At 51.2% G+C, this 26,937-nt stretch carries 25 protein-coding genes; 17 read left to right on the top strand and 8 right to left on the bottom strand.

What is annotated here, in order from left to right; genetic code table 11:
* Positions 1-135: 135 nt before the first annotated feature.
* From kdsA to hemA, 6 genes are read right to left on the bottom strand one after another with little or no spacing between them, the layout of a single operon-like run.
* Entirely contained in the window at positions 136-990 is an 855-nt protein-coding gene (kdsA, locus tag EAS44_RS14585) for a 3-deoxy-8-phosphooctulonate synthase (protein ID WP_000811065.1), read from the bottom strand.
* A 35-nt stretch (positions 991-1,025) separates the two neighbouring features.
* Positions 1,026-1,835: an invasion regulator SirB1 gene (gene sirB1, locus EAS44_RS14590; protein WP_001257054.1), complete on the bottom strand. Its 810-nt coding sequence runs from the start codon at positions 1,833-1,835 to the stop codon at positions 1,026-1,028.
* Positions 1,836-1,838: 3 nt separating this feature from the next.
* Positions 1,839-2,231, bottom strand: coding sequence for an invasion regulator SirB2 (gene sirB2 / locus EAS44_RS14595; protein ID WP_000200375.1), 393 nt, complete (start codon positions 2,229-2,231; stop codon positions 1,839-1,841).
* Complete coding sequence (prmC, locus tag EAS44_RS14600; protein WP_000456474.1) at positions 2,228-3,061, bottom strand: peptide chain release factor N(5)-glutamine methyltransferase; 834 nt, start codon at positions 3,059-3,061, stop codon at positions 2,228-2,230. The genes sirB2 and prmC overlap by 4 nt, the downstream gene beginning before the upstream one ends.
* Positions 3,061-4,143, bottom strand: a complete 1,083-nt coding sequence (prfA, locus tag EAS44_RS14605) for a peptide chain release factor 1 (RefSeq protein WP_000804726.1) — start codon at positions 4,141-4,143, stop codon at positions 3,061-3,063. Before prfA ends, prmC begins: the two co-directional genes overlap by 1 nt.
* A gap of 41 nt (positions 4,144-4,184) precedes the next feature.
* Positions 4,185-5,441: a glutamyl-tRNA reductase gene (hemA, locus tag EAS44_RS14610; RefSeq protein WP_000173201.1), complete on the bottom strand. Its 1,257-nt coding sequence runs from the start codon at positions 5,439-5,441 to the stop codon at positions 4,185-4,187.
* 213 nt (positions 5,442-5,654) lie between these two features.
* Between hemA and lolB the strand changes: the two genes are divergently transcribed.
* From lolB to dauA, 4 genes are all read left to right on the top strand, one after another.
* Positions 5,655-6,278, top strand: a complete 624-nt coding sequence (gene lolB, locus EAS44_RS14615; RefSeq protein WP_001130698.1) for a lipoprotein insertase outer membrane protein LolB — start codon at positions 5,655-5,657, stop codon at positions 6,276-6,278.
* A complete protein-coding gene (gene ispE / locus EAS44_RS14620; protein ID WP_001260346.1) occupies positions 6,278-7,129 on the top strand; it encodes a 4-(cytidine 5'-diphospho)-2-C-methyl-D-erythritol kinase in 852 nt (283 codons plus the stop codon). The genes lolB and ispE overlap by 1 nt, the downstream gene beginning before the upstream one ends.
* A 150-nt stretch (positions 7,130-7,279) precedes the next feature.
* Complete coding sequence (gene prs / locus EAS44_RS14625; RefSeq protein WP_001298109.1) at positions 7,280-8,227, top strand: ribose-phosphate diphosphokinase; 948 nt, start codon at positions 7,280-7,282, stop codon at positions 8,225-8,227.
* Positions 8,228-8,378: 151 nt separating this feature from the next.
* Complete coding sequence (gene dauA, locus EAS44_RS14630; protein ID WP_001304433.1) at positions 8,379-10,031, top strand: C4-dicarboxylic acid transporter DauA; 1,653 nt, start codon at positions 8,379-8,381, stop codon at positions 10,029-10,031.
* A 54-nt stretch (positions 10,032-10,085) separates the two neighbouring features.
* Here dauA and ychH read toward each other — a convergent pair whose 3' ends face one another.
* Positions 10,086-10,364 (bottom strand): stress-induced protein YchH, encoded by a 279-nt coding sequence (gene ychH, locus EAS44_RS14635; RefSeq protein WP_000823885.1) that lies wholly within the window; start codon positions 10,362-10,364, stop codon positions 10,086-10,088.
* A 277-nt stretch (positions 10,365-10,641) separates the two neighbouring features.
* On the opposite strand from ychH, the gene pth reads away from it, so the two are divergent.
* From pth to EAS44_RS14650, 3 genes are all read left to right on the top strand, one after another.
* On the top strand, positions 10,642-11,226 hold the full coding sequence (gene pth, locus EAS44_RS14640) for an aminoacyl-tRNA hydrolase (protein ID WP_000152933.1): 585 nt from the start codon (positions 10,642-10,644) through the stop codon (positions 11,224-11,226).
* A 116-nt stretch (positions 11,227-11,342) separates the two neighbouring features.
* On the top strand, positions 11,343-12,434 hold the full coding sequence (ychF, locus tag EAS44_RS14645) for a redox-regulated ATPase YchF (protein ID WP_000505872.1): 1,092 nt from the start codon (positions 11,343-11,345) through the stop codon (positions 12,432-12,434).
* Positions 12,435-12,623: 189 nt separating this feature from the next.
* A complete protein-coding gene (locus tag EAS44_RS14650; protein ID WP_001362932.1) occupies positions 12,624-12,800 on the top strand; it encodes a hypothetical protein in 177 nt (58 codons plus the stop codon).
* Positions 12,801-12,837: 37 nt separating this feature from the next.
* On the opposite strand, the gene dhaR is transcribed toward EAS44_RS14650, so the two are convergent.
* Complete coding sequence (gene dhaR / locus EAS44_RS14655) at positions 12,838-14,757, bottom strand: dihydroxyacetone kinase operon transcriptional regulator DhaR (RefSeq protein ID WP_001350856.1); 1,920 nt, start codon at positions 14,755-14,757, stop codon at positions 12,838-12,840.
* A gap of 227 nt (positions 14,758-14,984) precedes the next feature.
* On the opposite strand from dhaR, the gene dhaK reads away from it, so the two are divergent.
* The 10 genes from dhaK (at position 14,985) to EAS44_RS14710 (ending at position 26,906) form a co-directional block, all read left to right on the top strand.
* A complete protein-coding gene (gene dhaK, locus EAS44_RS14660) occupies positions 14,985-16,055 on the top strand; it encodes a dihydroxyacetone kinase subunit DhaK (protein ID WP_000733693.1) in 1,071 nt (356 codons plus the stop codon).
* A gap of 10 nt (positions 16,056-16,065) precedes the next feature.
* Positions 16,066-16,698 (top strand): dihydroxyacetone kinase subunit DhaL, encoded by a 633-nt coding sequence (gene dhaL, locus EAS44_RS14665; RefSeq protein WP_001514141.1) that lies wholly within the window; start codon positions 16,066-16,068, stop codon positions 16,696-16,698.
* 10 nt (positions 16,699-16,708) lie between these two features.
* Complete coding sequence (dhaM, locus tag EAS44_RS14670) at positions 16,709-18,127, top strand: dihydroxyacetone kinase phosphoryl donor subunit DhaM (RefSeq protein ID WP_001331726.1); 1,419 nt, start codon at positions 16,709-16,711, stop codon at positions 18,125-18,127.
* Between the two features lie 318 nt (positions 18,128-18,445).
* Positions 18,446-20,143 (top strand): alpha,alpha-trehalase, encoded by a 1,698-nt coding sequence (treA, locus tag EAS44_RS14675; RefSeq protein WP_000841739.1) that lies wholly within the window; start codon positions 18,446-18,448, stop codon positions 20,141-20,143.
* Between the two features lie 336 nt (positions 20,144-20,479).
* The gene (locus EAS44_RS14685) at positions 20,480-21,502 is read left to right on the top strand and encodes an iron ABC transporter substrate-binding protein (RefSeq protein WP_000060148.1); all 1,023 of its coding nucleotides are present in this window, start codon (positions 20,480-20,482) and stop codon (positions 21,500-21,502) included.
* The gene (locus EAS44_RS14690; RefSeq protein ID WP_001261263.1) at positions 21,502-22,482 is read left to right on the top strand and encodes a FecCD family ABC transporter permease; all 981 of its coding nucleotides are present in this window, start codon (positions 21,502-21,504) and stop codon (positions 22,480-22,482) included. Before EAS44_RS14685 ends, EAS44_RS14690 begins: the two co-directional genes overlap by 1 nt.
* The gene (locus EAS44_RS14695; RefSeq protein ID WP_000173308.1) at positions 22,479-23,237 is read left to right on the top strand and encodes an ABC transporter ATP-binding protein; all 759 of its coding nucleotides are present in this window, start codon (positions 22,479-22,481) and stop codon (positions 23,235-23,237) included. Before EAS44_RS14690 ends, EAS44_RS14695 begins: the two co-directional genes overlap by 4 nt.
* Positions 23,238-23,246: 9 nt before the next feature.
* Positions 23,247-24,059 carry a class I SAM-dependent methyltransferase gene (locus tag EAS44_RS14700; RefSeq protein WP_000904011.1) on the top strand — a complete coding sequence of 271 codons (813 nt, stop codon included), beginning with the start codon at positions 23,247-23,249 and terminating at the stop codon, positions 24,057-24,059.
* Complete coding sequence (modD, locus tag EAS44_RS14705; RefSeq protein WP_000576827.1) at positions 24,056-24,910, top strand: ModD protein; 855 nt, start codon at positions 24,056-24,058, stop codon at positions 24,908-24,910. The genes EAS44_RS14700 and modD overlap by 4 nt, the downstream gene beginning before the upstream one ends.
* A 25-nt stretch (positions 24,911-24,935) precedes the next feature.
* Positions 24,936-26,906, top strand: coding sequence for a TonB-dependent receptor plug domain-containing protein (locus EAS44_RS14710; RefSeq protein WP_001331731.1), 1,971 nt, complete (start codon positions 24,936-24,938; stop codon positions 26,904-26,906).
* Positions 26,907-26,937 lie beyond the last annotated feature (31 nt).

Raw genomic sequence — 26,937 nt, forward strand, 5'->3', positions numbered from 1 at the left:
CGTCAGGCTGCCGTGATGGCAATATGCGCCCGAAACCGGCCGCAGGGGTAACAGCCTGCGGCCTTTTTTGTATCCGGCACCCATAAAAAAAGTCTTAACGCAGAACGCTAAGACTTTATTTTTCAAACAAAAAGATTACTTGCTGGTATCCAGTTCTTCGAAACCTTTCACCAGATCATCAATCGCTTTCATTTGCTTGAGGAACGGTTCCAGTTTAGCCAGCGGCAGCGCGGATGGACCATCACATTTCGCATGTTCCGGATCCGGATGCGCTTCAATAAACAGCCCCGCCAGACCTACCGCCATACCGGCTCTTGCCAGCTCAGCCACCTGAGCACGGCGACCGCCGGAAGCTGCGCCAAATGGATCGCGACATTGCAGTGCGTGGGTAACGTCGAAAATCACCGGCGAATTACCAGACACTTTCTTCATGATGCTGAAGCCCAGCATATCAACAACCAGGTTGTCATAGCCGAAGTTAGCACCGCGATCGCAAAGAATCACTTTTTCGTTGCCGCCTTCTTTGAATTTATCAACGATATTACCCATCTGTCCCGGGCTGACAAACTGCGGTTTCTTGACGTTAATTACCGCACCGGTTTTCGCCATGGCTTCAACCAGGTCAGTCTGGCGAGCAAGAAACGCCGGCAACTGAATCACATCTACAACATCAGCAACGGGCTGTGCCTGGCTTGGTTCGTGAACGTCGGTGATAATTTTCACGCCAAAAGTCTGCTTCAACTCCTGGAAGATTTTCATCCCTTCTTCCAGGCCCGGTCCCCGATAAGAGTGGATGGAGGAGCGGTTGGCTTTGTCAAAAGAGGCTTTGAACACGTAAGGGATACCCAGTTTCTGGGTCACGGTTACGTAGTGCTCGCAAATGCGCATCGCCAGATCGCGAGATTCCAACACGTTCATACCGCCAAACAGTACGAACGGCAGGTCATTTGCTACGTTGATGTCGCCAATGCTAACCACTTTTTGTTTCATAGGATCGCCTTAATCTTGAGTAAAATGTCGATTAATTAATGCAGCACAATATGTTTATGCGCGATGTTATTTATTTGCGCACGGATCATTTCGCTGATCGGGTCTTCCGGACACTGTTCAACGAAATAACTTAAATCGTTCAACGCAACGTGTTCGCAATCCAGTTGCGCATAAATCAACCCGCGATCGCGAATTTCATAGGGATCTTCCGGGTTGAATTGTAATAAAGCTTCGCTGGTGCGTAACGCCAGCTCCATCTGATTTTCTTCCATCAACGAAGCTTTGAGTGTATCCAGCAATTTGCGGATTACCTCAATGTTATCAGCTTCATCAAGGTCTTCATAAAACAGTTCCGCCGACGGGCTGATATTTCCCTTTAACCACACATCCAGCATATGTTCGCTTAACGATTCACCGTTAAAAGGATTAATCAGCCAAATTTCGCCATCCGGACATTCAATGCGCAATATCAGCTGCGTAGGGAAAATCACCGGCAGCAGCGGCAAATCGAGACGATTCGCGACCCATAATAAAACCGCACCTAATGATACCGCACTGCCCTGTCGATTCTTTAACACCTGGTCCAGCCATAATGCATCGGAAAGACGATAAACGCCGCGTGAGGCTTTAAACCCCCATTCGCCGTAAAACAGCGCGATTAATTTTTCTAGCTGCTCTTCTAATGGCAGAAGCTGGCTAATTTCTTCCTTCGCCAGACTAACGAGACGCTCCAGTTCGTCGTAAACATCTTGCGAGGGAAAATCGCGGCGGATTGCTTCGCAAGCCAGGATCATGCCTTCGCACAATGGCGCTTTATTAAATTCGAAATCAGCTAACGATCTCATGACTTACCCCAGTAACGGTACTTTTGTGGTGGCGAGTTTAATGATGATGTACAGCACCACCAACGCCAGCGGGAAGGCAATAATGCGCGCCTGCTGACTGTGCATACGACGATAATCGAGTGCAATAAAACCCAAAACAATATAAATGATAACTCCAAACAGCTTTTCAGTCAGCCACTGTGCCTGCCCGGAAAATGGCTGGATGTGCGCTTTAGCCATCAACGCAATGCCGCTTAACAATAACAGCGTATCGACAACCGGCGGCACAATGCGCGTCCAGCGAGCAAATGCCTGTGGATGCTTCTGATAACGTAGCCAGAAACGTAAGGTCAATAGCCCAACAGAAAGCGCGATACTAATGAGATGAACGCTAAGCAACGTAGAAAAACTTGTCATTGATAATAGCGGCCGAGCGTTACGCGCTCGTTATCCCCATAGTCACGGCAGGTTTCGACGTCATGATACCCCGCGAAGATAAATGCCTGTCGCACCGCTTCACCCTGCTGCCAGCCATGCTCCAGAAGCAGAAAGCCGCCGGATACCAGCGCGTTACGCGACTGTTCGATGATATGCACGATGTCTGCCATTCCACTGTCTGCCGCAACCAGCGCAGTGAGCGGCTCAAAGCGGACATCGCCTTGTTGAAGATGTGGGTCCTGCTCGTCAATATACGGCGGATTGCTGACAATCATCGCAAACTGCTGCCCGGCTAGCGCGCTAAACCAGTCGCTTTGCAGAATGTGGATATTTTTGATAGCCAGATGCTGGGCATTACGTTGCGCCAGAGAGACAGCATCTGGCATACGATCTACAGCGGTAATTTCGCAGTCCGGACGCTCGCTGGCCAGCGCCAGCGCAATCGCCCCGGTACCCGTCCCGAGATCGAGAATACGGCAAGGTTGTTCAGGCAACCGCGCCAGTGCCTGCTCCACCAGACACTCCGTATCCGGGCGCGGAATTAAGGTCGCTGGCGAAACAAATAACGGCAACGACCAGAATTCTCGCACCCCGGTTAAATGAGCAATGGGTTCACCATCGCGACGACGCGTCAGTAGCGCATCAAGTTGCTGACATTGTTCGTCAGTCAGCTGCGTTTCACCAAAGGCGAGAATAAAAGTACGCCCTCTGCCGGTAACATGCTCCAGCAGGATTTCAGCATCACGCCGCGGGCTTTCGCTCGCCTGAAGTTGGCTTATTGCTTCACGTAACCAGTGTTGATATTCCATTATTCCTGCTCGGACAACGCCGCCAGTTGGTCGGCCTGATGTTCCTGGATAATCGGTTCAATCAGCATATCCAGCTTACCTTCCATCACTTCATCCAGGCGGTAGAGCGTCAGGTTGATGCGGTGATCGGTAACGCGCCCCTGCGGGAAGTTGTAAGTACGGTTACGGTCGCTGCGATCGCCACTCCCCAGCAGGTTACGACGGGTAGACGCTTCGGCCTGTTGCCGTTTTGCCATTTCAGCAGCGTGGATGCGAGCACCGAGTACAGAAAGTGCTTTAGCTTTGTTTTTATGTTGTGAACGTTCGTCCTGACATTCAACAACAATCCCGGTCGGCAAGTGAGTAATACGAATTGCCGAATCGGTGGTGTTAACGTGCTGACCACCCGCCCCTGACGAGCGGAAAGTATCAATGCGTAAATCTGCTGGGTTGATGTCCGGCAGTTCTGCATCAGGCAGTTCTGGCATTACCGCAACGGTACAAGCAGAAGTATGAATACGACCCTGCGATTCCGTAGCAGGAACACGCTGCACGCGATGACCGCCAGATTCGAATTTCAAACGACCATATACACCATCACCGCTAATTTTGGCGATGATCTCTTTATAACCACCATGTTCACCTTCGCTGGCGCTCATGATTTCTACACGCCAGCGGCGGGCTTCGGCGTAACGGCTGTACATACGGAACAGATCGCCAGCGAACAGCGCCGCTTCGTCGCCGCCGGTTCCGGCACGGACTTCGAGGAAGGCGTTACGTTCGTCATCAGGATCTTTTGGTAGTAACAGAACCTGTAATTGCTGTTCCAGTTGCTCGCTTTTTTCTTTAGCTTCGCGCAGTTCATCCTGCGCCATCTCACGCATTTCAGGATCGTCGAGCATCATCTGTGCGGTTTCGATATCTTCCTGAACCTGTTGCCAGTCGGTAAAACAGCGCGAAACATCACTTAACTGCGCATATTCACGAGATAATGCGCGAAAACGTTCCTGGTCAGCGATGGTTTGCGCATCACCCAGCAGCGCCTGAACTTCTTCATGGCGTTCATGCAGGGCTTCCAGTTTGGCAACGATAGAAGGCTTCATAGGCGTAAATGCACCCTGTAAAAAAAGAAAATGATGTACTGCTACTCCAGCCCGAGGCTGTCGCGCAGAATATTCAGGCGTTCGTTATCCCCGTCACGGGCGGCCTGTTGAAGTGATTTTGTTGGTGCATGGATCAGGCGGTTAGTCAGTTTCCATGCCAGATCCTGCATAATGGTTTGCGCATCGCCGCCCTGTTCAAGGGCCGCTAACGCTTTAGCAGTTAACTCATCACGAACCTGCTCTGCCTGGCTACGATAATCGCGAATAGTTTCGCTGGCGCTTTGTGCTCGAAGCCATGCCATAAATTCACTGGCCTCCTGGGCGACGATAGTTTCCGCCTCCACAGCAGCAGCTTTCCGTTGCGCCAGGTTGTGCGAAATAATGCTTTGCAGATCGTCAACGCTATAAAGATAAGCATTCGCCAGTTTACCAACTTCCGGCTCAACATCGCGCGGAACGGCAATATCCACCAGCAGCATTGGTTGATTGCGACGGCTTTTTAATGCGCGCTCCACCATGCCTTTACCGATAATCGGCAACGGGCTGGCGGTGGAACTGATGATGATATCGGCTTCGCGCAGACGTTCGTCGATATCACTCAGGGCAATCACTTCCGCGCCAACCTCATCTGCCAGAATTTGGGCACGTTCGCGAGTGCGATTGGCGATAATCATCTTCTGTACTTTGTGTTCGCGCAGATGACGTGCCACCAGCTCGATGGTTTCGCCCGCGCCAACCAGCAGTACCGTCACCGTAGAGAGCGATTCAAAGATCTGCCGCGCCAGCGTACAAGCCGCAAAAGCGACAGACACAGCACTGGCACCGATATCTGTTTCAGTGCGAACGCGTTTCGCCACAGAGAAAGATTTCTGAAACATGCGTTCCAGTTCGCTGGCCTTCATATGACCTTTTTGCGAATCGGCAAACGCTTTTTTAACCTGACCGAGGATCTGCGGCTCGCCAAGGACGAGAGAATCAAGCCCACTGGCAACGCGCATTAAATGACTGACCGCATCGTTATCCTGATGCCAGTAGAGGCTATTACGCAGATCGTCTTCGTTGAGATTATGGTAATCACACAACCAGCGAATGAGCGCCTCTTGCAGGTCATCCCGTTCTTCAACGCTGAGATAAAGTTCTGTGCGGTTACACGTCGACAGCACCACACCGCCCTGCACCATCGGCTGCGCAAGCAGGCTGTCAAGCGCCTGATCGAGCTTATCCGGCGAAAACGATACACGTTCTCGCAGCGATACAGGTGCCGTTTTATGGTTGATACCGAGTGCTAAAAGGGTCATGTCTGCGGGAAATAATACCAACGTTGATAGGGTTAGTCTGCTTGCATCATACAGGATGCGTAAGATCAATAAAAGAGAGCGCCCCCTTTTGGAGTAATTGCCGAAAGCCGTTAGATTCTGGCAATTAAGACAACGTGAACATAGACGATGGCTAACGGTAACGCTAGCATTAAGGGTTATAACTGCAACGTATCTCAAGGACTTGTCATTATTATGCCCCTGCCCGATTTTCGTCTTATCCGCCTGCTACCGCTGGCTGCTCTTGTGCTCACTGCCTGTTCCGTTACCACGCCCAAAGGTCCTGGCAAAAGCCCGGATTCGCCACAATGGCGTCAGCATCAGCAAGACGTGCGCAATCTTAATCAGTATCAAACTCGCGGCGCGTTCGCTTATATTTCTGACCAACAAAAAGTGTACGCCCGTTTCTTCTGGCAACAAACTGGCCAGGATCGCTACCGTCTGCTGCTGACTAACCCATTGGGCAGCACAGAACTGGAGCTGAATGCTCAACCGGGTAACGTGCAGTTAGTCGACAATAAAGGTCAGCGTTATACCTCCGATGACGCCGAAGAGATGATTGGCAAATTGACCGGAATGCCAATTCCGCTCAACAGCTTGCGCCAGTGGATTTTAGGTTTACCGGGTGATGCGACTGACTACAAACTTGACGACCAGTACCGCCTGAGTGAAATCACCTACAGCCAGAATGGCAAAAACTGGAAAGTTGTTTACGGTGGTTATGACACAAAAACTCAACCTGCGATGCCAGCCAATATGGAACTCACCGACGGTGGTCAACGCATCAAGTTAAAAATGGATAACTGGATAGTGAAATAATGCGGACACAGTGGCCCTCTCCGGCAAAACTTAATCTGTTTTTATACATTACCGGTCAGCGTGCGGATGGTTACCACACGCTGCAAACGCTGTTTCAGTTTCTTGATTACGGCGACACCATCAGCATTGAGCTTCGTGACGATGGGGATATTCGTCTGTTAACGCCCGTTGAAGGCGTGGAACATGAAGATAACCTGATCGTTCGCGCAGCGAGGTTGTTGATGAAAACTGCGGCAGACAGCGGGCGTCTTTCGACGGGAAGCGGTGCGAATATCAGCATTGACAAGCGTTTGCCGATGGGCGGCGGTCTCGGCGGTGGTTCATCCAATGCCGCGACGGTTCTGGTGGCGTTAAATCATCTCTGGCAATGCGGACTAAGCATGGATGAGCTGGCGGAAATGGGGCTGACGCTGGGCGCAGATGTTCCTGTCTTTGTCCGTGGTCATGCCGCCTTTGCCGAAGGTGTTGGCGAAATATTAACGCCGGTAGACCCGCCAGAGAAATGGTATCTGGTCGCACACCCTGGCGTGAGTATTCCGACGCCGGTGATTTTTAAAGATCCTGAACTCCCGCGCAATACGCCAAAAAGGTCAATAGAAACGTTGCTAAAATGTGAATTCAGCAATGATTGCGAGGTTATCGCAAGAAAACGTTTTCGCGAGGTTGATGCGGTGCTTTCCTGGCTGTTAGAATACGCCCCGTCGCGCCTGACTGGGACAGGGGCCTGTGTCTTTGCTGAATTTGATACAGAGTCTGAAGCCCGCCAGGTGCTAGAGCAAGCCCCGGAATGGCTCAATGGCTTTGTGGCGAAAGGCGTTAATCTTTCCCCATTGCACAGAGCCATGCTTTAAGCCGGGCAAGCTGAGTTTCGGTGACAACGTCACCTTGTTCCAGACGTTGCATCGCGCTCTTTAATACACCGCCTGGAAAGAATCATGCCTGGCCCGCACAGTTTTCGGCAGATTCTTTCCACCAATGGACGCATGCCTGAGGTTCTTCTCGTGCCTGATATGAAGCTTTTTGCTGGTAACGCCACCCCGGAACTAGCACAACGTATTGCCAACCGCCTGTACACTTCACTCGGCGACGCCGCTGTAGGTCGCTTTAGCGACGGCGAAGTCAGTGTACAAATTAATGAAAATGTACGCGGTGGTGATATTTTCATCATCCAGTCCACTTGTGCCCCTACTAACGACAACCTGATGGAATTAGTCGTTATGGTTGATGCCCTGCGTCGTGCTTCCGCAGGTCGTATCACCGCTGTTATCCCCTACTTTGGCTATGCGCGCCAGGACCGTCGCGTCCGTTCCGCTCGTGTACCAATCACTGCGAAAGTGGTTGCAGACTTCCTCTCCAGCGTCGGTGTTGACCGTGTGCTGACAGTGGATCTGCACGCTGAACAGATTCAGGGTTTCTTCGACGTTCCGGTTGATAACGTATTTGGTAGCCCGATCCTGCTGGAAGACATGCTGCAGCTGAATCTGGATAACCCAATTGTGGTTTCTCCGGACATCGGCGGCGTTGTGCGTGCCCGCGCTATCGCTAAGCTGCTGAACGATACCGATATGGCAATCATCGACAAACGTCGTCCGCGTGCGAACGTTTCCCAGGTGATGCATATCATCGGTGACGTTGCAGGTCGTGACTGCGTACTGGTCGATGATATGATCGACACTGGCGGTACGCTGTGTAAAGCTGCTGAAGCTCTGAAAGAACGTGGTGCTAAACGTGTATTTGCGTACGCGACTCACCCGATCTTCTCTGGCAACGCGGCGAACAACCTGCGTAACTCTGTAATTGATGAAGTCGTTGTCTGCGATACCATTCCGCTGAGCGATGAAATCAAATCACTGCCGAACGTGCGTACTCTGACCCTGTCAGGTATGCTGGCCGAAGCGATTCGTCGTATCAGCAACGAAGAATCGATCTCTGCCATGTTCGAACACTAATCGAACCCGGCTCAAAGACCCGCTGCGGCGGGTTTTTTTGTCTGTAATATCCATTTGTATGACCTATGCCTCCTTCACCTGCCATTTAGTTGACAGATGATGCGCTCACGGATGAAACATTATTGTGAACAAAATATTTTCCTCACATGTGATGCCTTTCCGCGCTCTGATCGACGCTTGCTGGAAAGAAAAATATACTGCCGCACGGTTTACCCGTGACCTGATTGCCGGGATAACCGTCGGGATTATTGCTATCCCGCTGGCGATGGCGTTGGCTATTGGTAGTGGTGTGGCCCCCCAGTACGGTTTATATACCGCAGCTGTTGCGGGGATTGTCATTGCTCTGACGGGGGGGTCACGCTTTAGCGTTTCCGGTCCGACTGCGGCATTTGTGGTAATTCTCTATCCCGTTTCGCAACAGTTTGGACTGGCAGGACTGCTGGTTGCGACCTTGCTGTCGGGGATCTTTTTGATTCTGATGGGGCTGGCACGCTTTGGGCGCCTGATTGAGTATATTCCGGTTTCCGTCACCTTAGGTTTCACCTCGGGTATCGGGATCACCATCGGTACCATGCAGATTAAAGATTTTCTCGGTCTGCAAATGGCCCATGTCCCGGAACATTATCTACAAAAAGTCGGCGCATTATTTATGGCGCTGCCGACCATTAATGTGGGTGATGCAGCCATTGGCATTGTGACGCTTGGCATTCTGGTTTTCTGGCCGCGTCTGGGCATACGTTTACCCGGCCACCTTCCGGCCTTGCTGGCTGGTTGCGCGGTGATGGGGATTGTTAACCTGCTCGGCGGACATGTTGCTACCATCGGTTCGCAATTCCACTACGTCCTGGCCGATGGTTCTCAGGGTAACGGTATTCCGCAACTGCTGCCGCAACTGGTGCTGCCGTGGGATCTGCCTAATTCAGAATTCACGCTAACCTGGGATTCTATTCGCACCCTGCTGCCTGCGGCATTCTCAATGGCAATGCTCGGCGCAATCGAATCTCTGCTCTGCGCCGTGGTGCTGGATGGTATGACCGGGACGAAACACAAGGCGAACAGCGAACTGGTTGGACAGGGACTGGGGAATATTATCGCTCCGTTCTTTGGTGGTATTACCGCTACAGCTGCCATCGCGCGTTCTGCCGCTAACGTCCGTGCCGGGGCAACTTCCCCTATCTCGGCGGTGATCCACTCTATTCTGGTTATTCTTGCCCTGCTGGTACTGGCACCGCTGCTCTCCTGGCTGCCGCTTTCCGCCATGGCAGCCCTGCTGTTGATGGTGGCGTGGAACATGAGTGAAGCGCACAAAGTGGTCGACTTGCTGCGTCATGCACCGAAAGATGACATCATCGTCATGCTGCTGTGCATGTCGCTGACCGTGCTGTTCGATATGGTTATTGCCATCAGCGTGGGGATCGTGCTGGCATCGCTGCTGTTTATGCGTCGTATCGCACGTATGACTCGCCTGGCACCGGTAGTCGTAGACGTTCCAGACGATGTCCTGGTTCTGCGCGTTATTGGCCCGCTGTTTTTTGCTGCCGCAGAAGGCTTATTCACGGACCTGGAGTCACGTCTTGAAGGCAAACGGATTGTGATTCTGAAGTGGGATGCCGTTCCGGTACTTGATGCTGGTGGTCTTGATGCGTTCCAGCGTTTTGTGAAGCGTCTGCCCGAAGGATGTGAACTGCGCGTGTGCAACCTGGAATTCCAGCCACTGCGCACTATGGCTCGCGCAGGCATTCAACCGATCCCGGGACGCCTCGCATTCTTCCCGAATCGTCGCGCGGCGATGGCGGATTTATAAGTACGAGATTGACCAGTCAGCGCAAACTGACTGGTCAGCAAACTGCATTATTTGTTAGCTATGACGGCGATTATCGCTACGGCGGCAACGTTTGTCATAGTGGCGAACCCACCAGTAACGGTCGCACACCTGTTCATGCCCGCCAACACGGGCACCTGCCAGCCAGAGAATCGCACCGACGAAAATACTTAGCACTGCACCATGTGCGAAATACTGGGGCATATTAAACTGTGGTAACTGGTTGAGGATTGAATACCCCACGCCGACCACCATTACCACCAGACCCAACCCCATGAGCACGTTACCGAGTAACGAAGCGTTTTTGCGTTTCATATGTCACCTCCGGAACTTTCTGGGTTGTAACAGGGTATACCCCTCTTCCTTATGTGTAAAGTATAGACAACACCCTGTAGGTTATGTGCGGGTGTGATCACAATTACAACCCTTATTTCAACAAAACTTTACAAATAAACGCCTGAACACCTTGACTTTCTAATAGTCCACTCAGGCAATAATTGCATTATCTGCATTTGATACGCAGTTTTTTGTCAAGCGGGGCCGCAACCAGTAAACTACGCGCCAGTTATGTACACACTCAGGACAAAAAAACGTGACGATTAAATTGATTGTCGGCCTGGCGAACCCCGGTGCTGAATACGCCGCAACGCGACATAATGCTGGTGCCTGGTTCGTTGACTTACTGGCAGAGCGATTGCGCGCTCCGCTGCGCGAAGAGGCTAAATTCTTTGGTTATACTTCGCGAGTCACCCTTGGAGGCGAAGATGTCCGCCTGTTAGTCCCGACTACATTTATGAATCTCAGCGGCAAAGCCGTTGCGGCGATGGCCAGTTTTTTCCGCATTAATCCGGACGAAATTCTGGTGGCCCACGACGAACTGGATCTGCCTCCTGGCGTCGCCAAATTTAAGTTGGGTGGCGGTCATGGTGGTCACAATGGACTGAAAGACATCATCAGTAAATTGGGTAATAACCCTAACTTTCACCGTTTACGCATCGGAATCGGTCATCCGGGCGATAAAAATAAAGTTGTCGGTTTTGTGTTAGGCAAACCGCCTGTTAGTGAACAGAAGTTAATTGATGAAGCCATCGACGAAGCGGCGCGTTGTACTGAAATGTGGTTTACAGATGGCTTGACCAAAGCAACGAACCGATTGCACGCCTTTAAAGCGCAATAAGTCGTTGTCTGCGGCATTTTTGCCGAGTGCCGTGTATAATAGGCAAAGTTATTTCCATTTCTGCAATCTGTTAGCAATAACAGGTTGATTATTAAGATATTAAGGTGATTTAAATCATGGGATTCAAATGCGGTATCGTCGGTTTGCCCAACGTCGGGAAATCTACCCTGTTCAACGCGCTGACCAAAGCCGGTATTGAAGCGGCCAACTTTCCATTCTGCACCATCGAGCCGAACACTGGCGTCGTACCAATGCCTGACCCTCGCCTGGATCAACTGGCTGAAATCGTGAAACCGCAGCGTACACTTCCCACGACCATGGAATTTGTCGATATCGCCGGTCTGGTAAAAGGCGCATCGAAAGGCGAAGGTCTGGGTAACCAGTTCCTGACCAACATCCGTGAAACCGAAGCGATCGGTCACGTTGTTCGCTGCTTTGAAAATGACAACATCATTCACGTTTCCGGCAAAGTTAACCCGGCGGATGATATTGAAGTTATCAACACCGAACTGGCGCTGGCGGATCTCGACACCTGTGAACGTGCGATTCATCGCGTACAGAAGAAAGCCAAAGGTGGCGATAAAGACGCGAAAGCCGAGCTGGCGGTACTGGAAAAATGCCTGCCCCAGCTGGAAAACGCAGGTATGCTGCGTGCGCTGGATTTAAGCGCTGAAGAGAAAGCGGCTGTTCGTTACCTGAGCTTCCTGACGCTAAAACCAACAATGTACATCGCCAACGTCAACGAAGACGGTTTTGAAAACAACCCGTATCTTGACCAGGTGCGTGAAATCGCAGCGAAAGAAGGTTCTGTTGTAGTTCCGGTTTGTGCTGCTGTTGAAGCAGACATTGCCGAACTGGACGACGAAGAGCGTGACGAGTTTATGCAGGAGCTTGGGCTGGAAGAGCCGGGCCTGAACCGTGTGATCCGTGCCGGTTATAAGCTGCTGAACCTGCAAACTTACTTCACCGCTGGGGTGAAAGAAGTGCGTGCATGGACCATTCCGGTTGGTGCAACCGCGCCGCAGGCAGCGGGCAAAATCCATACTGATTTTGAAAAAGGCTTTATCCGTGCACAAACCATCTCGTTTGAAGATTTCATCACTTACAAAGGTGAACAAGGCGCGAAAGAAGCAGGCAAAATGCGTGCAGAAGGCAAAGATTACATCGTTAAAGATGGCGATGTGATGAACTTCCTGTTCAACGTCTAATTCCGCGTAATATCCTGGCGGTTAATAACGAGCCATTATGTGAGTCGCACATAATGGCTTTTTTACGCCTGCTACGCTGCTTCTTTCAATTCTGAGTTACCGAAAGTCATAATCAGACTCCTGGCAATATTAACAATGCGGCTTTTATGTGATAACAATCACAGTGCATTAACCGTTCAAGAGTTTGTCATGAAAAAAACATTTATCTTCAGCCTGTTAGCAATTGTCTTCGCGAGCCTGTTAAGTGCTTGTGTTCCTCACCATCATCACCGCCACAACGATGGCCCGCGTGGTCCTGCGGCTTCCGGTAAGCCAATGCCACCTTCAAATGGTGGGCCAAATCATGGCAGTCATGGTCGCTATTAATTAGCAAGTCATACGCGGGAGAGTGCATACTCTCCCGCTATCCACGGCGCTTAAACTGACTCACATCAATGCCATGTTGCTTCATTTTCCGCCACAGCGTGGTGCGGCCGATTCCAAGTAAAGCCGACATTTCCTGAATGCGACCGCCTGTGACCTGGGCTGCGTTAATAATTGCCTCTTTTTCAACTTCCGCAAATGACAGACTGGTGGAAAGGCGGGTGGCGCTGACATCATCTGTCGCCTGCTCGGTAAACAGATGTTCCGGCAAATCACTGACGCGAATGCGCCCATTATCACTACTCAGAGCAAGATTCTCGATGACGCTGTAAAGTTCAAAATCGTTGCCAGGCCATGCACAGGAAACCAGGCGAGCGAGGGCATCGTCATCAATTTTCAGCCGCGTAGAGAAGCGTTTTTCAAGGCTGCGTAATTTGTTATTCACCAGCGCCGGAATGCTGCCACGCCGCATACGCAGTGGCGGGATGGTAATTTCAAATGCATGCAGCGCGTAATACAGCTGGCGACTAAAACGATTTTGTTCCACCAGCATTGCGAGGTCCGCGGTCGTTGTGGCAATCACTTTGACATCAATGGGTATTAAACGCCGCGCATCCAGTCGCGTGATAACCCCCTGCTTGATAACCTGAAGCAAGGCAGACTGTAACTCCACCGCCAGATATTCAATCTTTTCAAGAAACAGCGTGCCGCCGTGCGCCAGTTCCAGCCGACTCAGACGGCCATTTTCACTATCCGTGCGATCGCCACCAATAAATTCTTCCGCCAGCGCCGCATCACCATATAACTCACAATTGACGGCGATATAAGGCCCCGCTGCACGCTCGCTTTCATTATGAATTGCCTGACTTAGCAGTGCCTTGCCCACGCCCTCTTCTCCACAAAGCAGGACAGGAAAGCTACTGCGTGCCGCCTGGCGACCAAAATGAATCAAGCGGCGGGTTTGCGGATCGTCCTGTGGCATATGAGCGAAGGTATGGCTGACTTTTCCTAATTGACTGGTCATTAACTGCCGCATCTGTTCCACAGGATGGAGCAATAAAATAAAGCTGGTTCCCTGCGTTTCTATTATCGGTTTAAGGGTTATCACCGCATCAATAAACTGATGCTGACTTTCAAAGGTGGCTTCTACGTGTTTGAGCGGATGTGACTGTTTTATTGCTTGTTGCAATACGGCGGGTAACGTTAAGAGTTCAGTGATTGCTCGTCCCTGACTTGCCGTCGCGTCAAGGCGCAAGACCCGCGCCGCCTGGGCATTGATAAATTGCAAATTACCCTGCTCGTCCCAGCTAATCACGCCATCATCCATACTTTCTAACAGGGCATTAAGTTGATTTAAATGACGGTTAGTTTCAGCGAGCAAACTGTCCGTCAGCAGTAAATTTCCGACCTCGCGTGCGATTGCCAACGTCAACGGCAAATCAGCTGCGGTAGTTTGCTCAACCGGACACGCCAGCGCTATTGTTCCCGTCAATCGGCCCTTGCTGTCAAACAACGGCGTTGCGCAAAAGGCCCAGTTCCAGAGTGCCTGTTTGAAATGTTGATCGGCCATCGTTTTCACGGCCTGACCAGAGATAGCCGCTAACGATAGCGCACAAGTACCAATAATTCCCTCGGCGCAATACGTGCCGTCATTGAATCCCAGTGTACTTAGTTGCTGCAAGGTTTGCGGATCGCCATTACGGCTGAGAATGCAGGCGGTTTCATCGAGGATAAGCAACGCACACTCTCGCGATGCCATATATTCCCAGGCATCTTCCAGCGCAGCCTGCCCGAGCGTCAGCATCGCTTTCTTACGCCGATAAATAGAAGCAAATGTCACGCCCTGGGCCTGGTGTGGTACGTTCCATGTCTCCCGTTTCATCAGCTTATTGCATCTCTCCCAGGAGGTTGCAATTAAGGGAGATATGCCCCGACCATCGTTGTTAAAAGCGCCACTCATATCCCGCATCCCTTATGACAAAAGGTGTTCCGGCTCGCAATTTTAAGTATTAATACACGTAAAAGTTTCAATATGGAACATTCATTAAAGCATATGTTTCACTATGAAACATAATTTGGGCTAATTTTCTTTTCCCTTGCCTGATGCACAATGGATTCATCGGCAGTCAGTGGTCGCCGTGTCGTTGAACATCATCCATGCCCTACCGTAATTGCTGGAGCAAAATAATGAAAAAATTGATCAATGATGTGCAAGACGTACTGGACGAACAACTGGCAGGACTAGCGAAGGCGCATCCATCGCTGACACTGCATCAGGATCCGGTGTATGTCACCCGAGCTGATGCCCCCGTTGCAGGGAAAGTCGCCCTGCTGTCGGGTGGCGGCAGCGGACACGAGCCGATGCACTGTGGCTATATCGGTCAGGGGATGCTTTCTGGGGCCTGTCCGGGCGAAATTTTCACCTCACCGACGCCCGATAAAATCTTTGAATGCGCCATGCAAATTGATGGCGGCGAAGGTGTACTGTTGATTATCAAAAATTACACCGGCGATATTCTTAACTTCGAAACAGCAACCGAGTTACTGCACGATAGCGGCGTAAAAGTGACCACTGTGGTCATTGATGACGACGTTGCAGTAAAAGACAGTCTTTATACCGCCGGGCGGCGCGGCGTTGCCAACACCGTATTAATTGAAAAACTCGTAGGTGCAGCGGCGGAGCGTGGCGACTCACTGGACGCCTGTGCGGAACTGGGGCGTAAGTTGAATAATCAAGGCCATTCAATAGGTATCGCTCTCGGTGCCTGTACCGTTCCTGCCGCGGGCAAACCTTCTTTTACCCTGGCGGATAATGAGATGGAGTTTGGCGTCGGCATTCATGGTGAGCCAGGTATTGACCGCCGCCCCTTCTCTTCCCTTGATCAAACCGTCGATGAAATGTTCGACACCCTGCTGGAAAATGGCTCATACCATCGCACTTTGCGTTTCTGGGATTATCAACAAGGCAGCTGGCAGGAAGAACCACAAACCAAACAACCGCTCCAGTCTGGCGATCGGGTGATTGCGCTGGTTAACAATCTTGGCGCAACTCCGCTTTCTGAGCTGTACGGCGTCTATAACCGCCTGACCACACGTTGCCAGCAAGCGGGATTGACTATCGAACGTAATTTAATTGGCGCGTACTGCACCTCACTGGATATGACCGGTTTCTCAATCACCTTACTGAAAGTTGATGACGAAACGCTGGCATTCTGGGACGCCCCTGTCCACACCCCGGCCCTTAACTGGGGTAAATAAGGAGAAAGCAATGTCACTGAGCAGAACTCAAATTGTTAACTGGCTCACTCGTTGTGGCGATATTTTCAGCACCGAGAGCGAGTATCTTACTGGACTGGATCGCGAGATTGGCGACGCTGACCACGGGCTAAATATGAATCGAGGCTTTAGCAAAGTGGTAGAAAAACTCCCTGCTATCGCAGATAAAGATATCGGTTTCATTCTCAAGAATACCGGCATGACACTACTTTCCAGCGTCGGAGGTGCCAGTGGTCCGCTGTTCGGTACCTTCTTTATCCGCGCCGCACAGACAACCCATGCACGGCAAAGCCTGACGCTGGAAGAGCTTTATCAGATGTTCCGCGATGGCGCGGACGGCGTAATCAGTCGCGGGAAAGCCGAACCTGGCGATAAAACCATGTGTGATGTGTGGGTGCCGGTGGTGGAATCGTTACGTCAGTCCTGCGAGCAAAATCTCCCTGTTCCGGCGGCGCTCGACGCTGCCAGTAGCATCGCCGAATCCGCTGCACAAAGTACGATTACGATGCAAGCCCGCAAAGGCCGCGCCAGTTATCTCGGTGAACGCAGTATTGGTCACCAGGATCCCGGCGCGACCTCGGTGATGTTTATGATGCAAATGTTGGCGTTAGCCGCAAAAGAGTAAGGAATTGGTGATGGTAAACCTGGTCATAGTTTCACATAGCAGCCGACTGGGAGAAGGTGTCGGTGAATTAGCCCGTCAGATGTTAATGAGTGATAGTTGTAAAATCGCCATTGCCGCGGGAATTGACGATCCACATAATCCCATTGGTACCGATGCCGTCAAAGTGATGGAGGCCATCGAATCTGTTGCCGATGCCGACCATGTGCTGGTCATGATGGATATGGGTAGCGCATTATTGAGTGCTGAAACTGCGCTGGAATTGCTGGCTCCCGAGATCGCCGCAAAAGTACGTTTGTGTGCTGCGCCGTTGGTCGAAGGTACACTGGCAGCAACGGTCAGCGCGGCCTCGGGGGCGGATATCGACAAAGTTATCTTTGACGCCATGCATGCGCTGGAAGCCAAACGTGAACAACTGGGTTTACCGTCCTCCGACACTGAAATCTCTGACACATGTCCTCCGTACGATGAAGAAGCCCGTTCTCTGTCGGTGGTCATAAAAAACCGTAACGGCCTGCATGTACGTCCGGCCTCCCGGCTGGTTTATACCTTATCGACATTTAATGCCGATATGTTGCTGGAGAAAAACGGCAAATGCGTTACACCGGATAGTATTAACCAGATTGCGTTACTACAAGTTCGCTATAACGATACGCTGCGCCTGATTGCGAAAGGACCAGAAGCTGAAGAGGCACTGATCGCTTTCCGTCAGCTGGCTGAAGATAACTTTGGTGAAACGGAGGAAGTTGCTCCACCTACTCTGCGTCCCGTTCCGCCTGTTTCGGGTAAAGCCTTTTATTATCAACCTGTTTTATGTACGGTACAGGCAAAATCAACCCTGACCGTGGAAGAAGAACAAGAACGATTACGCCAGGCCATTGACTTCACGTTATTAGATCTGATGACGTTAACAGCGAAAGCAGAAACCTGCGGGCTTGACGATATTGCCGCAATCTTTTCTGGTCACCATACACTGTTAGATGATCCGGAACTGCAGGCGGCGGCAAGCGAACTCCTTCAGCATGAACATTGCACGGCGGAATATGCCTGGCAGCAAGTTCTTAAAGAACTTAGCCAGCAATACCAACAGCTGGATGATGAATATCTACAGGCTCGCTATATCGATGTGGACGATCTTCTGCATCGCACCCTGGTCCACCTGACCCAAACGAAAGAAGAACTCCCGCAGTTTAACTCGCCAACTATTCTACTGGCGGAGAACATTTATCCCTCCACAGTACTGCAACTGGATCCAGCGGTTGTAAAAGGTATCTGCCTTAGCGCCGGAAGTCCGCTATCCCACAGTGCCCTAATCGCCCGTGAACTGGGAATTGGCTGGATTTGCCAGCAGGGTGAGAAACTGTATGCGATACAACCAGAAGAAACGCTAACGCTGGACGTTAAAACGCAACGTTTCAACCGTCAGGGTTAAACCACCGTTCGGATGGCATCATTCTGATGTCATCCGGCAATTTACTCTGCACTGATGTTTTTAACTACCTGTTATATTTTTCACCAAATTATGATGATTTTTCTTCGCTAATCGCAAACCCAACGTCGCTGGCTGACTAATAAACAGATGTTATTTTATCACTCTATTTCGCCGTTATTTATCCCTTTAATTCCCTTTTCTAAAATGTCTGTCAGTTCGCAGAATGTGATTTCGATCATGCAGCTAGTGCGATCCTGAACTAAGGTTTTCTGATACTTGAATACCGTTTTATTCGGTTTCGCCAAAGGAGAATGACTGATGAAATCCCCCGCACCTTCTCGCCCGCAAAAAATGGCGTTAATTCCAGCCTGCATCTTTTTGTGTTTCGCTGCGCTATCGGTGCAGGCAGAAGAAACATCGGTAACACCACAACCGCCTGATATTTTATTAGGGCCGCTGTTTAATGATGTGCAAAACGCCAAACTTTTTCCGGACCAAAAAACCTTTGCCGATGCCGTGCCGAACAGCGATCCGCTGATGATCCTTGCTGATTATCGGATGCAGCAAAACCAGAGCGGATTTGATCTACGCCATTTCGTTAACGTCAATTTCACCCTGCCGAAAGAGGGCGAGAAATATGTTCCGCCAGAGGGGCAATCACTGCGCGAACATATTGACGGACTTTGGCCGGTATTAACGCGTTCTACCGAAAACACCGAAAAATGGGATTCTCTATTACCGCTGCCAAAACCTTATGTCGTGCCCGGCGGACGTTTTCGCGAGGTATATTACTGGGACAGTTACTTCACCATGTTAGGACTTGCCGAAAGCGGTCACTGGGATAAAGTCGCGGATATGGTGGCCAATTTTGCTCATGAAATAGACAATTACGGTCATATTCCCAACGGCAACCGCAGTTACTATTTAAGCCGCTCGCAACCGCCCTTCTTTGCCCTGATGGTAGAGTTACTGGCGCAGCATGAAGGCGACGCCGCGTTGAAACAATACCTGCCGCAAATGCAAAAAGAATATGCTTACTGGATGGACGGTGTTGAAAACCTGCAAGCCGGACAACAGGAAAAACGCGTTGTAAAACTTCAGGATGGTACCCTTCTCAACCGCTACTGGGACGATCGCGATACGCCACGACCAGAGTCATGGGTGGAAGATATTGCCACTGCCAAAAGCAATCCGAATCGACCTGCCACTGAAATTTACCGCGACCTGCGCTCTGCCGCTGCGTCTGGCTGGGATTTCAGCTCGCGCTGGATGGACAATCCGCAGCAGTTAAACACCTTACGCACCACCAGCATCGTACCGGTCGATCTGAACAGCTTGATGTTCAAAATGGAAAAAATCCTCGCCCGCGCCAGCAAAGCTATCGGAGATAACGCGATGGCAAACCAGTACGAAACGCTGGCAAATGCCCGTCAAAAAGGGATCGAAAAATACCTGTGGAACGATCAACAAGGCTGGTATGCCGATTACGACCTGAAAAGTCATAAAGTGCGCAATCAGTTAACCGCGGCCGCCCTGTTCCCGCTGTACGTCAATGCGGCAGCGAAAGATCGCGCCAGCAAAATGGCGACGGCGACGAAAACACATCTGCTGCAACCCGGCGGCCTGAACACCACGTCGGTGAAAAGTGGGCAACAATGGGATGCGCCAAACGGCTGGGCACCGTTGCAGTGGGTCGCGACTGAAGGATTACAAAACTACGGGCAAAAAGAGGTAGCGATGGACATTAGCTGGCACTTCCTGACCAATGTTCAGCACACCTATGACCGGGAGAAAAAGCTGGTGGAAAAATATGATGTCAGCACCACCGGAACAGGGGGCGGCGGTGGCGAATATCCATTACAGGATGGCTTTGGCTGGACCAATGGCGTGACGCTGAAAATGCTGGATTTGATCTGCCCGAAAGAGCAACCGTGTGACAATGTTCCGGCGACGCGTCCACTCAGTGAATCAACAACACAGCCGCTAAAACAAAAAGAGGCGGAACCTACGCCTTAACTTTACTGTATATCGAGCAATGCCATTACGTGCATAAAATTGGCATTGCTCTTTCTTCATCACGAAATACCAAATACCACTCTTTCTACGGTCTATGCCTTTATTTTCTTTTATTAGAGAAGATTTTAATTTTATTTTATCAACTTGTTAATCATTACACCTCTATTTATATTTTCCCCCACTCCCCATTCTCCCTGACAATTTTCTTGTGGAACAAAGTGTTATTTAAGAAACAAGCAAATCATTCTGTCTCTTTAGACAAATTTTGACATCAAACATGATCTTTTTCGCTATATGTGTAAGTATATAGCGGTTTTAATTATCAGGATATTACTTATGTCACTAACCAGACGGAGGTTTACACAGATTCTTGCGTCGACATTGTTCCTGCATCATCTGCCGTCCTTCGCACAATCAGTCAAATTCTGGGCCTCACGGACGCTTCCCGAAGCCCAAAACATTACACGCATCGTCAGCGCAGGCGCGCCCGCCGATTTACTATTGCTGGCTGTCGCGCCAGAAAAAATGGTCGGTTTTTCCTCTTTTGATTTTGCCCGTCAGGCATTAATTCCATTGCCAGAGCACATTCGCCAGTTCCCCAGGCTGGGACGACTCGCCGGGCGCGCCAGCACACTCTCGCTGGAAGGGCTTATGGCGTTACATCCCGATTTGGTCGTTGATTGCGGCAATACGGATGAAACCTGGATCTCCCAGGCACGGCAGGTTAGCGAACAGACACAAATACCCTGGTTATTGCTTAACGGGAAACTGGAACAATCAGCAGAACAGTTAACAACGCTTGGCAAAACGTTAGGCGAAGAGCACCGCGCCGCAGAACAAGCCAATCTCGCCAGCCGCTTCGTTGGTGAAGCTCAGGCATTCGCCACCTCACCCGCCGCTAATCTCAGCTTTTATGCTGCGCGCGGTCCTCGAGGGCTGGAAACGGGCTTACAGGGTTCGTTGCATACCGAGGCGGCGGAATTATTAGGTTTGCACAACGTCGCGCAAATAGCCGATCGCCACGGTCTGACACAGGTTTCCATGGAAAATCTCCTGCGCTGGCAGCCGGATATTATTCTGGTTCAGGAGGCCGTTACTGCAGATTTTATTCGTCGTGATCCTCTCTGGCAGGGCGTGAAAGCGGTTGCGGAACAACGCATCTTATTTTTAAGTGGCCTGCCCTTTGGCTGGCTGGATGCCCCGCCGGGAATCAACCGTCTTCTGGGATTACGCAGACTTCACGCCTGGCTGGATCCCGCCATCAATCGCCAGTTTAAAAGTGACATACAGCATTACGCCCAACTGTTCTGGCATTGTTCACTCAGTGACGCCGACTATCAAAAATTGGTGGCGAGCTAATGAGAACCGTAAACGGATGTATTTTGCTGCTGGCAGCTATCAGTATCACTTTTGCCGCCGTAAGTGGGGCTTATCATCTCGATATGCAGCAACTGCTGGCGCTCATTCTTCGTCAAGAAAATGTTCCTGTGCAGGAACAAATTGTCTTCTGGCAAATCCGCGTGCCGCGTATTCTTGCTGCGCTGTTTCTGGGCGCGGCGCTGGCAGGGGCCGGAACCACCTATCAGGGAATGTTCCGTAATCCCTTAGTGTCACCGGATATTTTAGGCGTCTCCGCCGGTGCCGGACTTGGTGCCTGCGCGGCAATCCTGTGGGGATTATCCATTGTTTACATCCAGCTGTACGCATTTTGCGGCGGGCTGATGGTGGTCGCGGGCGTCTGGTTGATTACGCGTCGGGTGACCCGCCACGATCCGATCTTAACCCTGGTGCTGGTAGGCATTGCGTTAGGAACGTTGTGCGGAGCGGGGATATCGCTAATAAAAACGCTGGCCGATCCTTATACCCAGTTACCGTCAATTACCTTCTGGTTGCTGGGGGGGCTGTCCACCGTGACCTTACGCGATCTCTGCTATGCTGCACCGATCATTCTCATAGGCTCCTTGCCCCTGTTTTTTCTCCGCTGGCGCATGAATTTACTCACGCTTTCCGACGACGAAGCCCGTTCGCTGGGACTGAACGTGACACGTCTGCGCTTTGGATTGATTGTCTGTGCCACACTCATCACCGCCAGCACGGTAGCAATAGCGGGCATAATTGGTTGGGTCGGCCTGGTCGTTCCGCACATTGCCCGCTTGTTGACCGGTCATAACCATCAGCAGCTGTTGCCCATGGCAATGTGTACTGGCGCGATTCTGCTCCTGCTTACCGATACGCTGGCACGCAGCATTGGAACAACAGAAATCCCACTTGGCATTCTGACCGCTTTTGTTGGCGCACCGTTTTTCCTGTTTTTGTTGTTACGCGGAGGTCGCCAGTGACTTTGCTTGCCGTCCGTCATGCGTCTCTGGGTTACTCCCGCCATCCGGTGCTACGCGACGTGTCCTTCACCCTGTCGCAAGGAACAATTTGTTGTCTGTTAGGAGCCAATGGTTGCGGCAAAACCACACTCATGCGCTCCATTCTTGGCGTTATACCGTTATTAAAAGGCGAGATCTTACTGGATAGCCTCCCTGTGCAGACACTCAGCCATCGCCAGCGCGCGCAGGCTATTGCCTGGGTGCCGCAGGCGCACGACGGCATTTTTGCTTTTAGTGTGCTGGATATGGTGTTGATGGGCCTGGCCCCCACCATAGGCGCTTTTTCCGTTCCCGGTAAGCAAGAACGCCTGAAAGCAACGGAGCAACTGGAAAAGCTGGGCATTTTGCATCTGGCGGCACGACGCTGGAATACGCTTAGCGGCGGTGAACGTCAGCTGGCTTTAATCGCCCGTGCACTCGTCCAGCAACCGCGCTTGTTATTACTGGATGAGCCTGCCTCCAGCCTCGATTTCGGTCATCAGATCCAACTTCTGGACACGCTGGCGCAGCTCAAAAATAACGGCATGACAATGTTAATGTCGACTCATCATCCGCTCCATGCAAACGCCATTGCCGACAGCATTATCCAGGTAGAGCCAGATGGACGAGTAACACAAGGCTTACCGACCGAACAGTTAACAACGAAAAAACTGGCTGCCCTGTACCGGGTTTCTGCCGACCAGATTCACCATCACCTCTCTGCAATTAAGCACTAAGGAAAAATCATGCTCATTGACGATATTGATTTTGCAGACCTTTACCTTCAGCAACTCAGGCTGGCCCATCGCACAGAAAAAACGCCGGATCACTGGGATCAACGGGCGGAAAAAATGGCGGAAAATTGCGCCTCGCCTACGGACAGCTACCTGCAACAACTGACCTCAAAAATTGACCTGCAAGGCGCGCAAACCTTATTCGATATGGGCTGCGGACCGGGTACCGTATCGCTGGCGCTGGCGGACAAACTCACGACGATTTATGGCGTTGATTACAGTCAGGGGATGCTGAACGTTGCCGCCCGTCGCGCCGCCGCGCTAAAGGCAGACAATGTCCACTGGATCCAGCGCGCCTGGGAAGAGGACTGGAGTGACCTGCCACGCTGCGATATTGCCGTGGCTTCCCGCTCCACTCTGGTGGCTGATATGCGCCAGGCAATGAGCAAACTGAATAATCAGGCACGGCTTCGCGTCTATACGACTCATCTGGTCAGCACCTCGTTCGTCTCTCCAGCCATTCAGCGGGCGGCTGGTCGGGAAGTGATCGAATTACCCAACTATATCTTTGCACTCAACGTCCTGTATCAGATGGGAATTTATGCTCACGTTGATTTTATCCGTGGACAAAATTGCCAACAGGATAACAGCACCTGGGAACGTTTTGAGCAGAACGTCAGCTGGAGTCTGGGCGCGCTTAACGACGATGAGCGTGAGCGGTTATATCGCTGGTATCAACAACAAGATGCTCGTGCCCTCGCCCCTGCCAGCCGCGACTGGGCGCTCATCTGGTGGGATAGCGTACCGCAGGAGACACTGCGATGATTTTCCTTTCTCAGGCACAAATCGATGCGTTACTTCTGGAAGATATCCAGGGCGGTGACCTGACCACGCGAGCATTAAATATTGGACACCAGCATGGCTATATAGAGTTTTTTCTCCGTCAGGGCGGCTGCGTCAGCGGAATTTCTGTCGCGTGTAAGATGTTAACTACGCTGGGATTAACTATTGATGACGCGGTCAGCGACGGTTCACAAGCGAACGCGGGTCAGCGGCTAATCCGTGCGCAAGGTAATGCCGCAGCACTTCATCAGGGATGGAAGGCAGTCCAGAATGTGCTGGAGTGGAGTTGCGGTGTTTCTGATTATCTCGCTCAAATGCTGGCGTTACTTCGTGAACGTTACCCTGATGGCAATATCGCCTGCACCCGAAAAGCAATTCCGGGCACCCGCTTACTGGCCTCGCAGGCAATTCTGGCTGCCGGAGGACTGATTCATCGTGCCGGATGTGCGGAAACCATATTATTGTTTGCCAACCACCGCCATTTTCTTCATGACAATCAGGACTGGTCAGGCGCAATCAATCAGTTACGTCGCCACGCACCCGAGAAGAAAATAGTTGTTGAAGCCGACACGCCGAAAGAGGCAATCGCCGCGTTACGCGCGCAACCAGACGTACTTCAGCTCGACAAATTTAGTCCGCAACAGGCAACTGAAATTGCGCAAATAGCACCGTCGCTGGCTCCCCACTGCACGCTGGCTCTGACCGGCGGAATTAATCTGACAACACTCAAAAATTACCTCGACTGCGGCATTCGCCTTTTTATTACCTCCGCGCCTTATTACGCGGCACCTGCTGACATTAAAGTCAGTCTGCAACCCGCAGCCTCTATTTAATTCTTTGTTAAACGGAATTTATTCTATGAGACTCAAAAAACGTTATCTCTGCACAGTATTAACACTTGCCTTTACCCAGCAGGCCGTAGCGGCTCAGGAGAGCGACACGCTGACCGTATGGTCCAGTCCGGTATCATCAACGACGACCACCGTTCTCGATCAACCCACCATGAAGGCCCTGGATAAACAGAATGTCGCTCAGGCATTAAGTGTCGTCCCCGGCGTGGTGCTGCAAAAGTCAGGTAGCCGCAACGAAGAACAGGTCAAAGTTCGTGGCTTTGATAGTCGTCAGGTGCCGGTCTATTTCGACGGTGTGCCCATTTATGTTCCCTATGACGGCAACCTCGATCTGGCGCGGATTCTGACCAACAATTTGGGGGCAGTTGAAGTTTCCAAAGGGTATTCGTCGCTGCTTCAGGGGCCTAATCAGATGGGCGGAGCCATTAATATCACCACCCAGAAGCCGACTAAACCGCTGGAAGCCAGTCTGGGATATCGTCAGGGATGGAGCCGTAGCCAGGACAATGCCTACGATATGCATGCTTCATTTGCCGCCAGCAGCGATCTGGGGTATTTGCAAGTCAGCGGTAGCCAGCTAAAGCAGGATTTTCTCGGCCTGCCGCATGGTGTAAATAATGATATTGCAGGCAAACACGGCAAGATGATTAATTCATCGGCTGATGATAAACGCGGCATTGTGAAGCTCGGTTTTACACCACGCGAAAACGATGAATACACATTGACTTACATTAAGCAGGATGGTGAAAAAGATAACCCGCCATACAGTGGAAATAGTGGTCAGAAATCACGCTACTGGCAGTGGCCAGAGTATGACAAAGAAAGTTTTTATTATCAGGGAACGACCCAACTAAACGATCGTTTTACCCTGAAAAGTCGGCTGTATCGCGACACCTTTGAAAATACGCTAATGATGTACAACTCGCTGGCTGATTTGAAAAATAAAAAAGGCAGCTACAGCCATTATTCCGATTACAGCGACGGTGCCGGGTTACAACTGGCAGCCGATGTGCGTGAAAACGATCTGCTGTCGTTTGCCGTTAACTGGAAAGATGACGTACACCGGGAAAAAGGTGCGCCGCACGCCGCTTACGATCGCTATGAAGATCGTACCTGGTCGCTCGCCAGTGAATATCAATGGGCTGCTGCCGATAATGTCGATGTCGTGGCTGGAATCAGCTATGACTGGCGCGATAGCGTAGAAGCGAAAAAACATGAGAAAGATGGCAGTATCACCCATTATGACGACAACAATCAGTCAGCTTTTAACTGGCAGGTGATGGGGAAATACCACTTTGCCAATGAAGACACGCTGGCGCTTTCGTACTATGACCGCACACGCTTTCCGACGCTGAAAGAACGCTATACCACGTCCAAACCTGCGTATAACCAGATAGCGATTGTTAACCCGCAGCTCAAGCCGGAACGCGCGCGCGGGGTGGATTTAACCTGGAATGGTGCCTTCACGCACGACTGGGGATTTGAGGTCAGCGTTTACTATAACCGGGTGAGTGATGCCATCCTCTCGCACAATATCGATGCCGATACCATTCAAAATCAGAACAGCGGCACGGTGGATTACAGCGGTCTGGATGCCGGTATTAAGGGGAAAATCAGCAATATACTGGATGTAGGATTGAGCTACGCCCTGATCCACGCTGATGCCAAACGTAAAGACATCGGCAAGATAACCGATCTGCCAACGCAGACAATGACCGCATGGATGACTCTCAAACCGTGGGAGCCGTTAAGCGTAACGCTGTCGGAAGAGGCGCGTTCCTCCAGCTACAGCAACAGTGACGGTTCACAAAAAGCCGCCGGTTTTGCGGTGACCCACATTCGAGCCGATTACACCTTAGGTCATGGCTTCAGCGTTAATGCGTCGGTCAATAACCTGTTTGATACCAAATATGCCTACAGTGAAGGGTTTATTGAAGAAGGTCGCAATTTCTGGGCTGGTATCGAGTATACGTTCTGATGTGAAAGCGGATAGCGGCATCTGTATCGCT

It is taken from the genome of Escherichia coli DSM 30083 = JCM 1649 = ATCC 11775 (genome assembly GCF_003697165.2).
Lineage (GTDB): Bacteria > Pseudomonadota > Gammaproteobacteria > Enterobacterales > Enterobacteriaceae > Escherichia > Escherichia coli.

Bases quoted from the DNA above. Each gene is read 5' to 3' on its own strand.
- dhaR (WP_001350856.1), bottom strand. From the start codon at position 14,757: ATGAGTGGCGCTTTTAACAACGATGGTCGGGGCATATCTCCCTTAATT.
- sirB2 (WP_000200375.1), bottom strand. From the start codon at position 2,231: ATGACAAGTTTTTCTACGTTGCTTAGCGTTCATCTCATTAGTATCGCG.
- modD (WP_000576827.1), top strand. From the start codon at position 24,056: ATGATTTTCCTTTCTCAGGCACAAATCGATGCGTTACTTCTGGAAGAT.
- ispE (WP_001260346.1), top strand. From the start codon at position 6,278: ATGCGGACACAGTGGCCCTCTCCGGCAAAACTTAATCTGTTTTTATAC.
- prmC (WP_000456474.1), bottom strand. From the start codon at position 3,061: ATGGAATATCAACACTGGTTACGTGAAGCAATAAGCCAACTTCAGGCG.
- treA (WP_000841739.1), top strand. From the start codon at position 18,446: ATGAAATCCCCCGCACCTTCTCGCCCGCAAAAAATGGCGTTAATTCCA.
- sirB1 (WP_001257054.1), bottom strand. From the start codon at position 1,835: ATGAGATCGTTAGCTGATTTCGAATTTAATAAAGCGCCATTGTGCGAA.
- EAS44_RS14650 (WP_001362932.1), top strand. From the start codon at position 12,624: ATGAAAAAAACATTTATCTTCAGCCTGTTAGCAATTGTCTTCGCGAGC.
- lolB (WP_001130698.1), top strand. From the start codon at position 5,655: ATGCCCCTGCCCGATTTTCGTCTTATCCGCCTGCTACCGCTGGCTGCT.
- ychH (WP_000823885.1), bottom strand. From the start codon at position 10,364: ATGAAACGCAAAAACGCTTCGTTACTCGGTAACGTGCTCATGGGGTTG.
- prfA (WP_000804726.1), bottom strand. From the start codon at position 4,143: ATGAAGCCTTCTATCGTTGCCAAACTGGAAGCCCTGCATGAACGCCAT.
- hemA (WP_000173201.1), bottom strand. From the start codon at position 5,441: ATGACCCTTTTAGCACTCGGTATCAACCATAAAACGGCACCTGTATCG.
- dhaK (WP_000733693.1), top strand. From the start codon at position 14,985: ATGAAAAAATTGATCAATGATGTGCAAGACGTACTGGACGAACAACTG.
- EAS44_RS14700 (WP_000904011.1), top strand. From the start codon at position 23,247: ATGCTCATTGACGATATTGATTTTGCAGACCTTTACCTTCAGCAACTC.
- ychF (WP_000505872.1), top strand. From the start codon at position 11,343: ATGGGATTCAAATGCGGTATCGTCGGTTTGCCCAACGTCGGGAAATCT.
- dhaM (WP_001331726.1), top strand. From the start codon at position 16,709: ATGGTAAACCTGGTCATAGTTTCACATAGCAGCCGACTGGGAGAAGGT.
- EAS44_RS14690 (WP_001261263.1), top strand. From the start codon at position 21,502: ATGAGAACCGTAAACGGATGTATTTTGCTGCTGGCAGCTATCAGTATC.
- dhaL (WP_001514141.1), top strand. From the start codon at position 16,066: ATGTCACTGAGCAGAACTCAAATTGTTAACTGGCTCACTCGTTGTGGC.
- EAS44_RS14685 (WP_000060148.1), top strand. From the start codon at position 20,480: ATGTCACTAACCAGACGGAGGTTTACACAGATTCTTGCGTCGACATTG.
- dauA (WP_001304433.1), top strand. From the start codon at position 8,379: ATGCCTTTCCGCGCTCTGATCGACGCTTGCTGGAAAGAAAAATATACT.
- kdsA (WP_000811065.1), bottom strand. From the start codon at position 990: ATGAAACAAAAAGTGGTTAGCATTGGCGACATCAACGTAGCAAATGAC.
- EAS44_RS14710 (WP_001331731.1), top strand. From the start codon at position 24,936: ATGAGACTCAAAAAACGTTATCTCTGCACAGTATTAACACTTGCCTTT.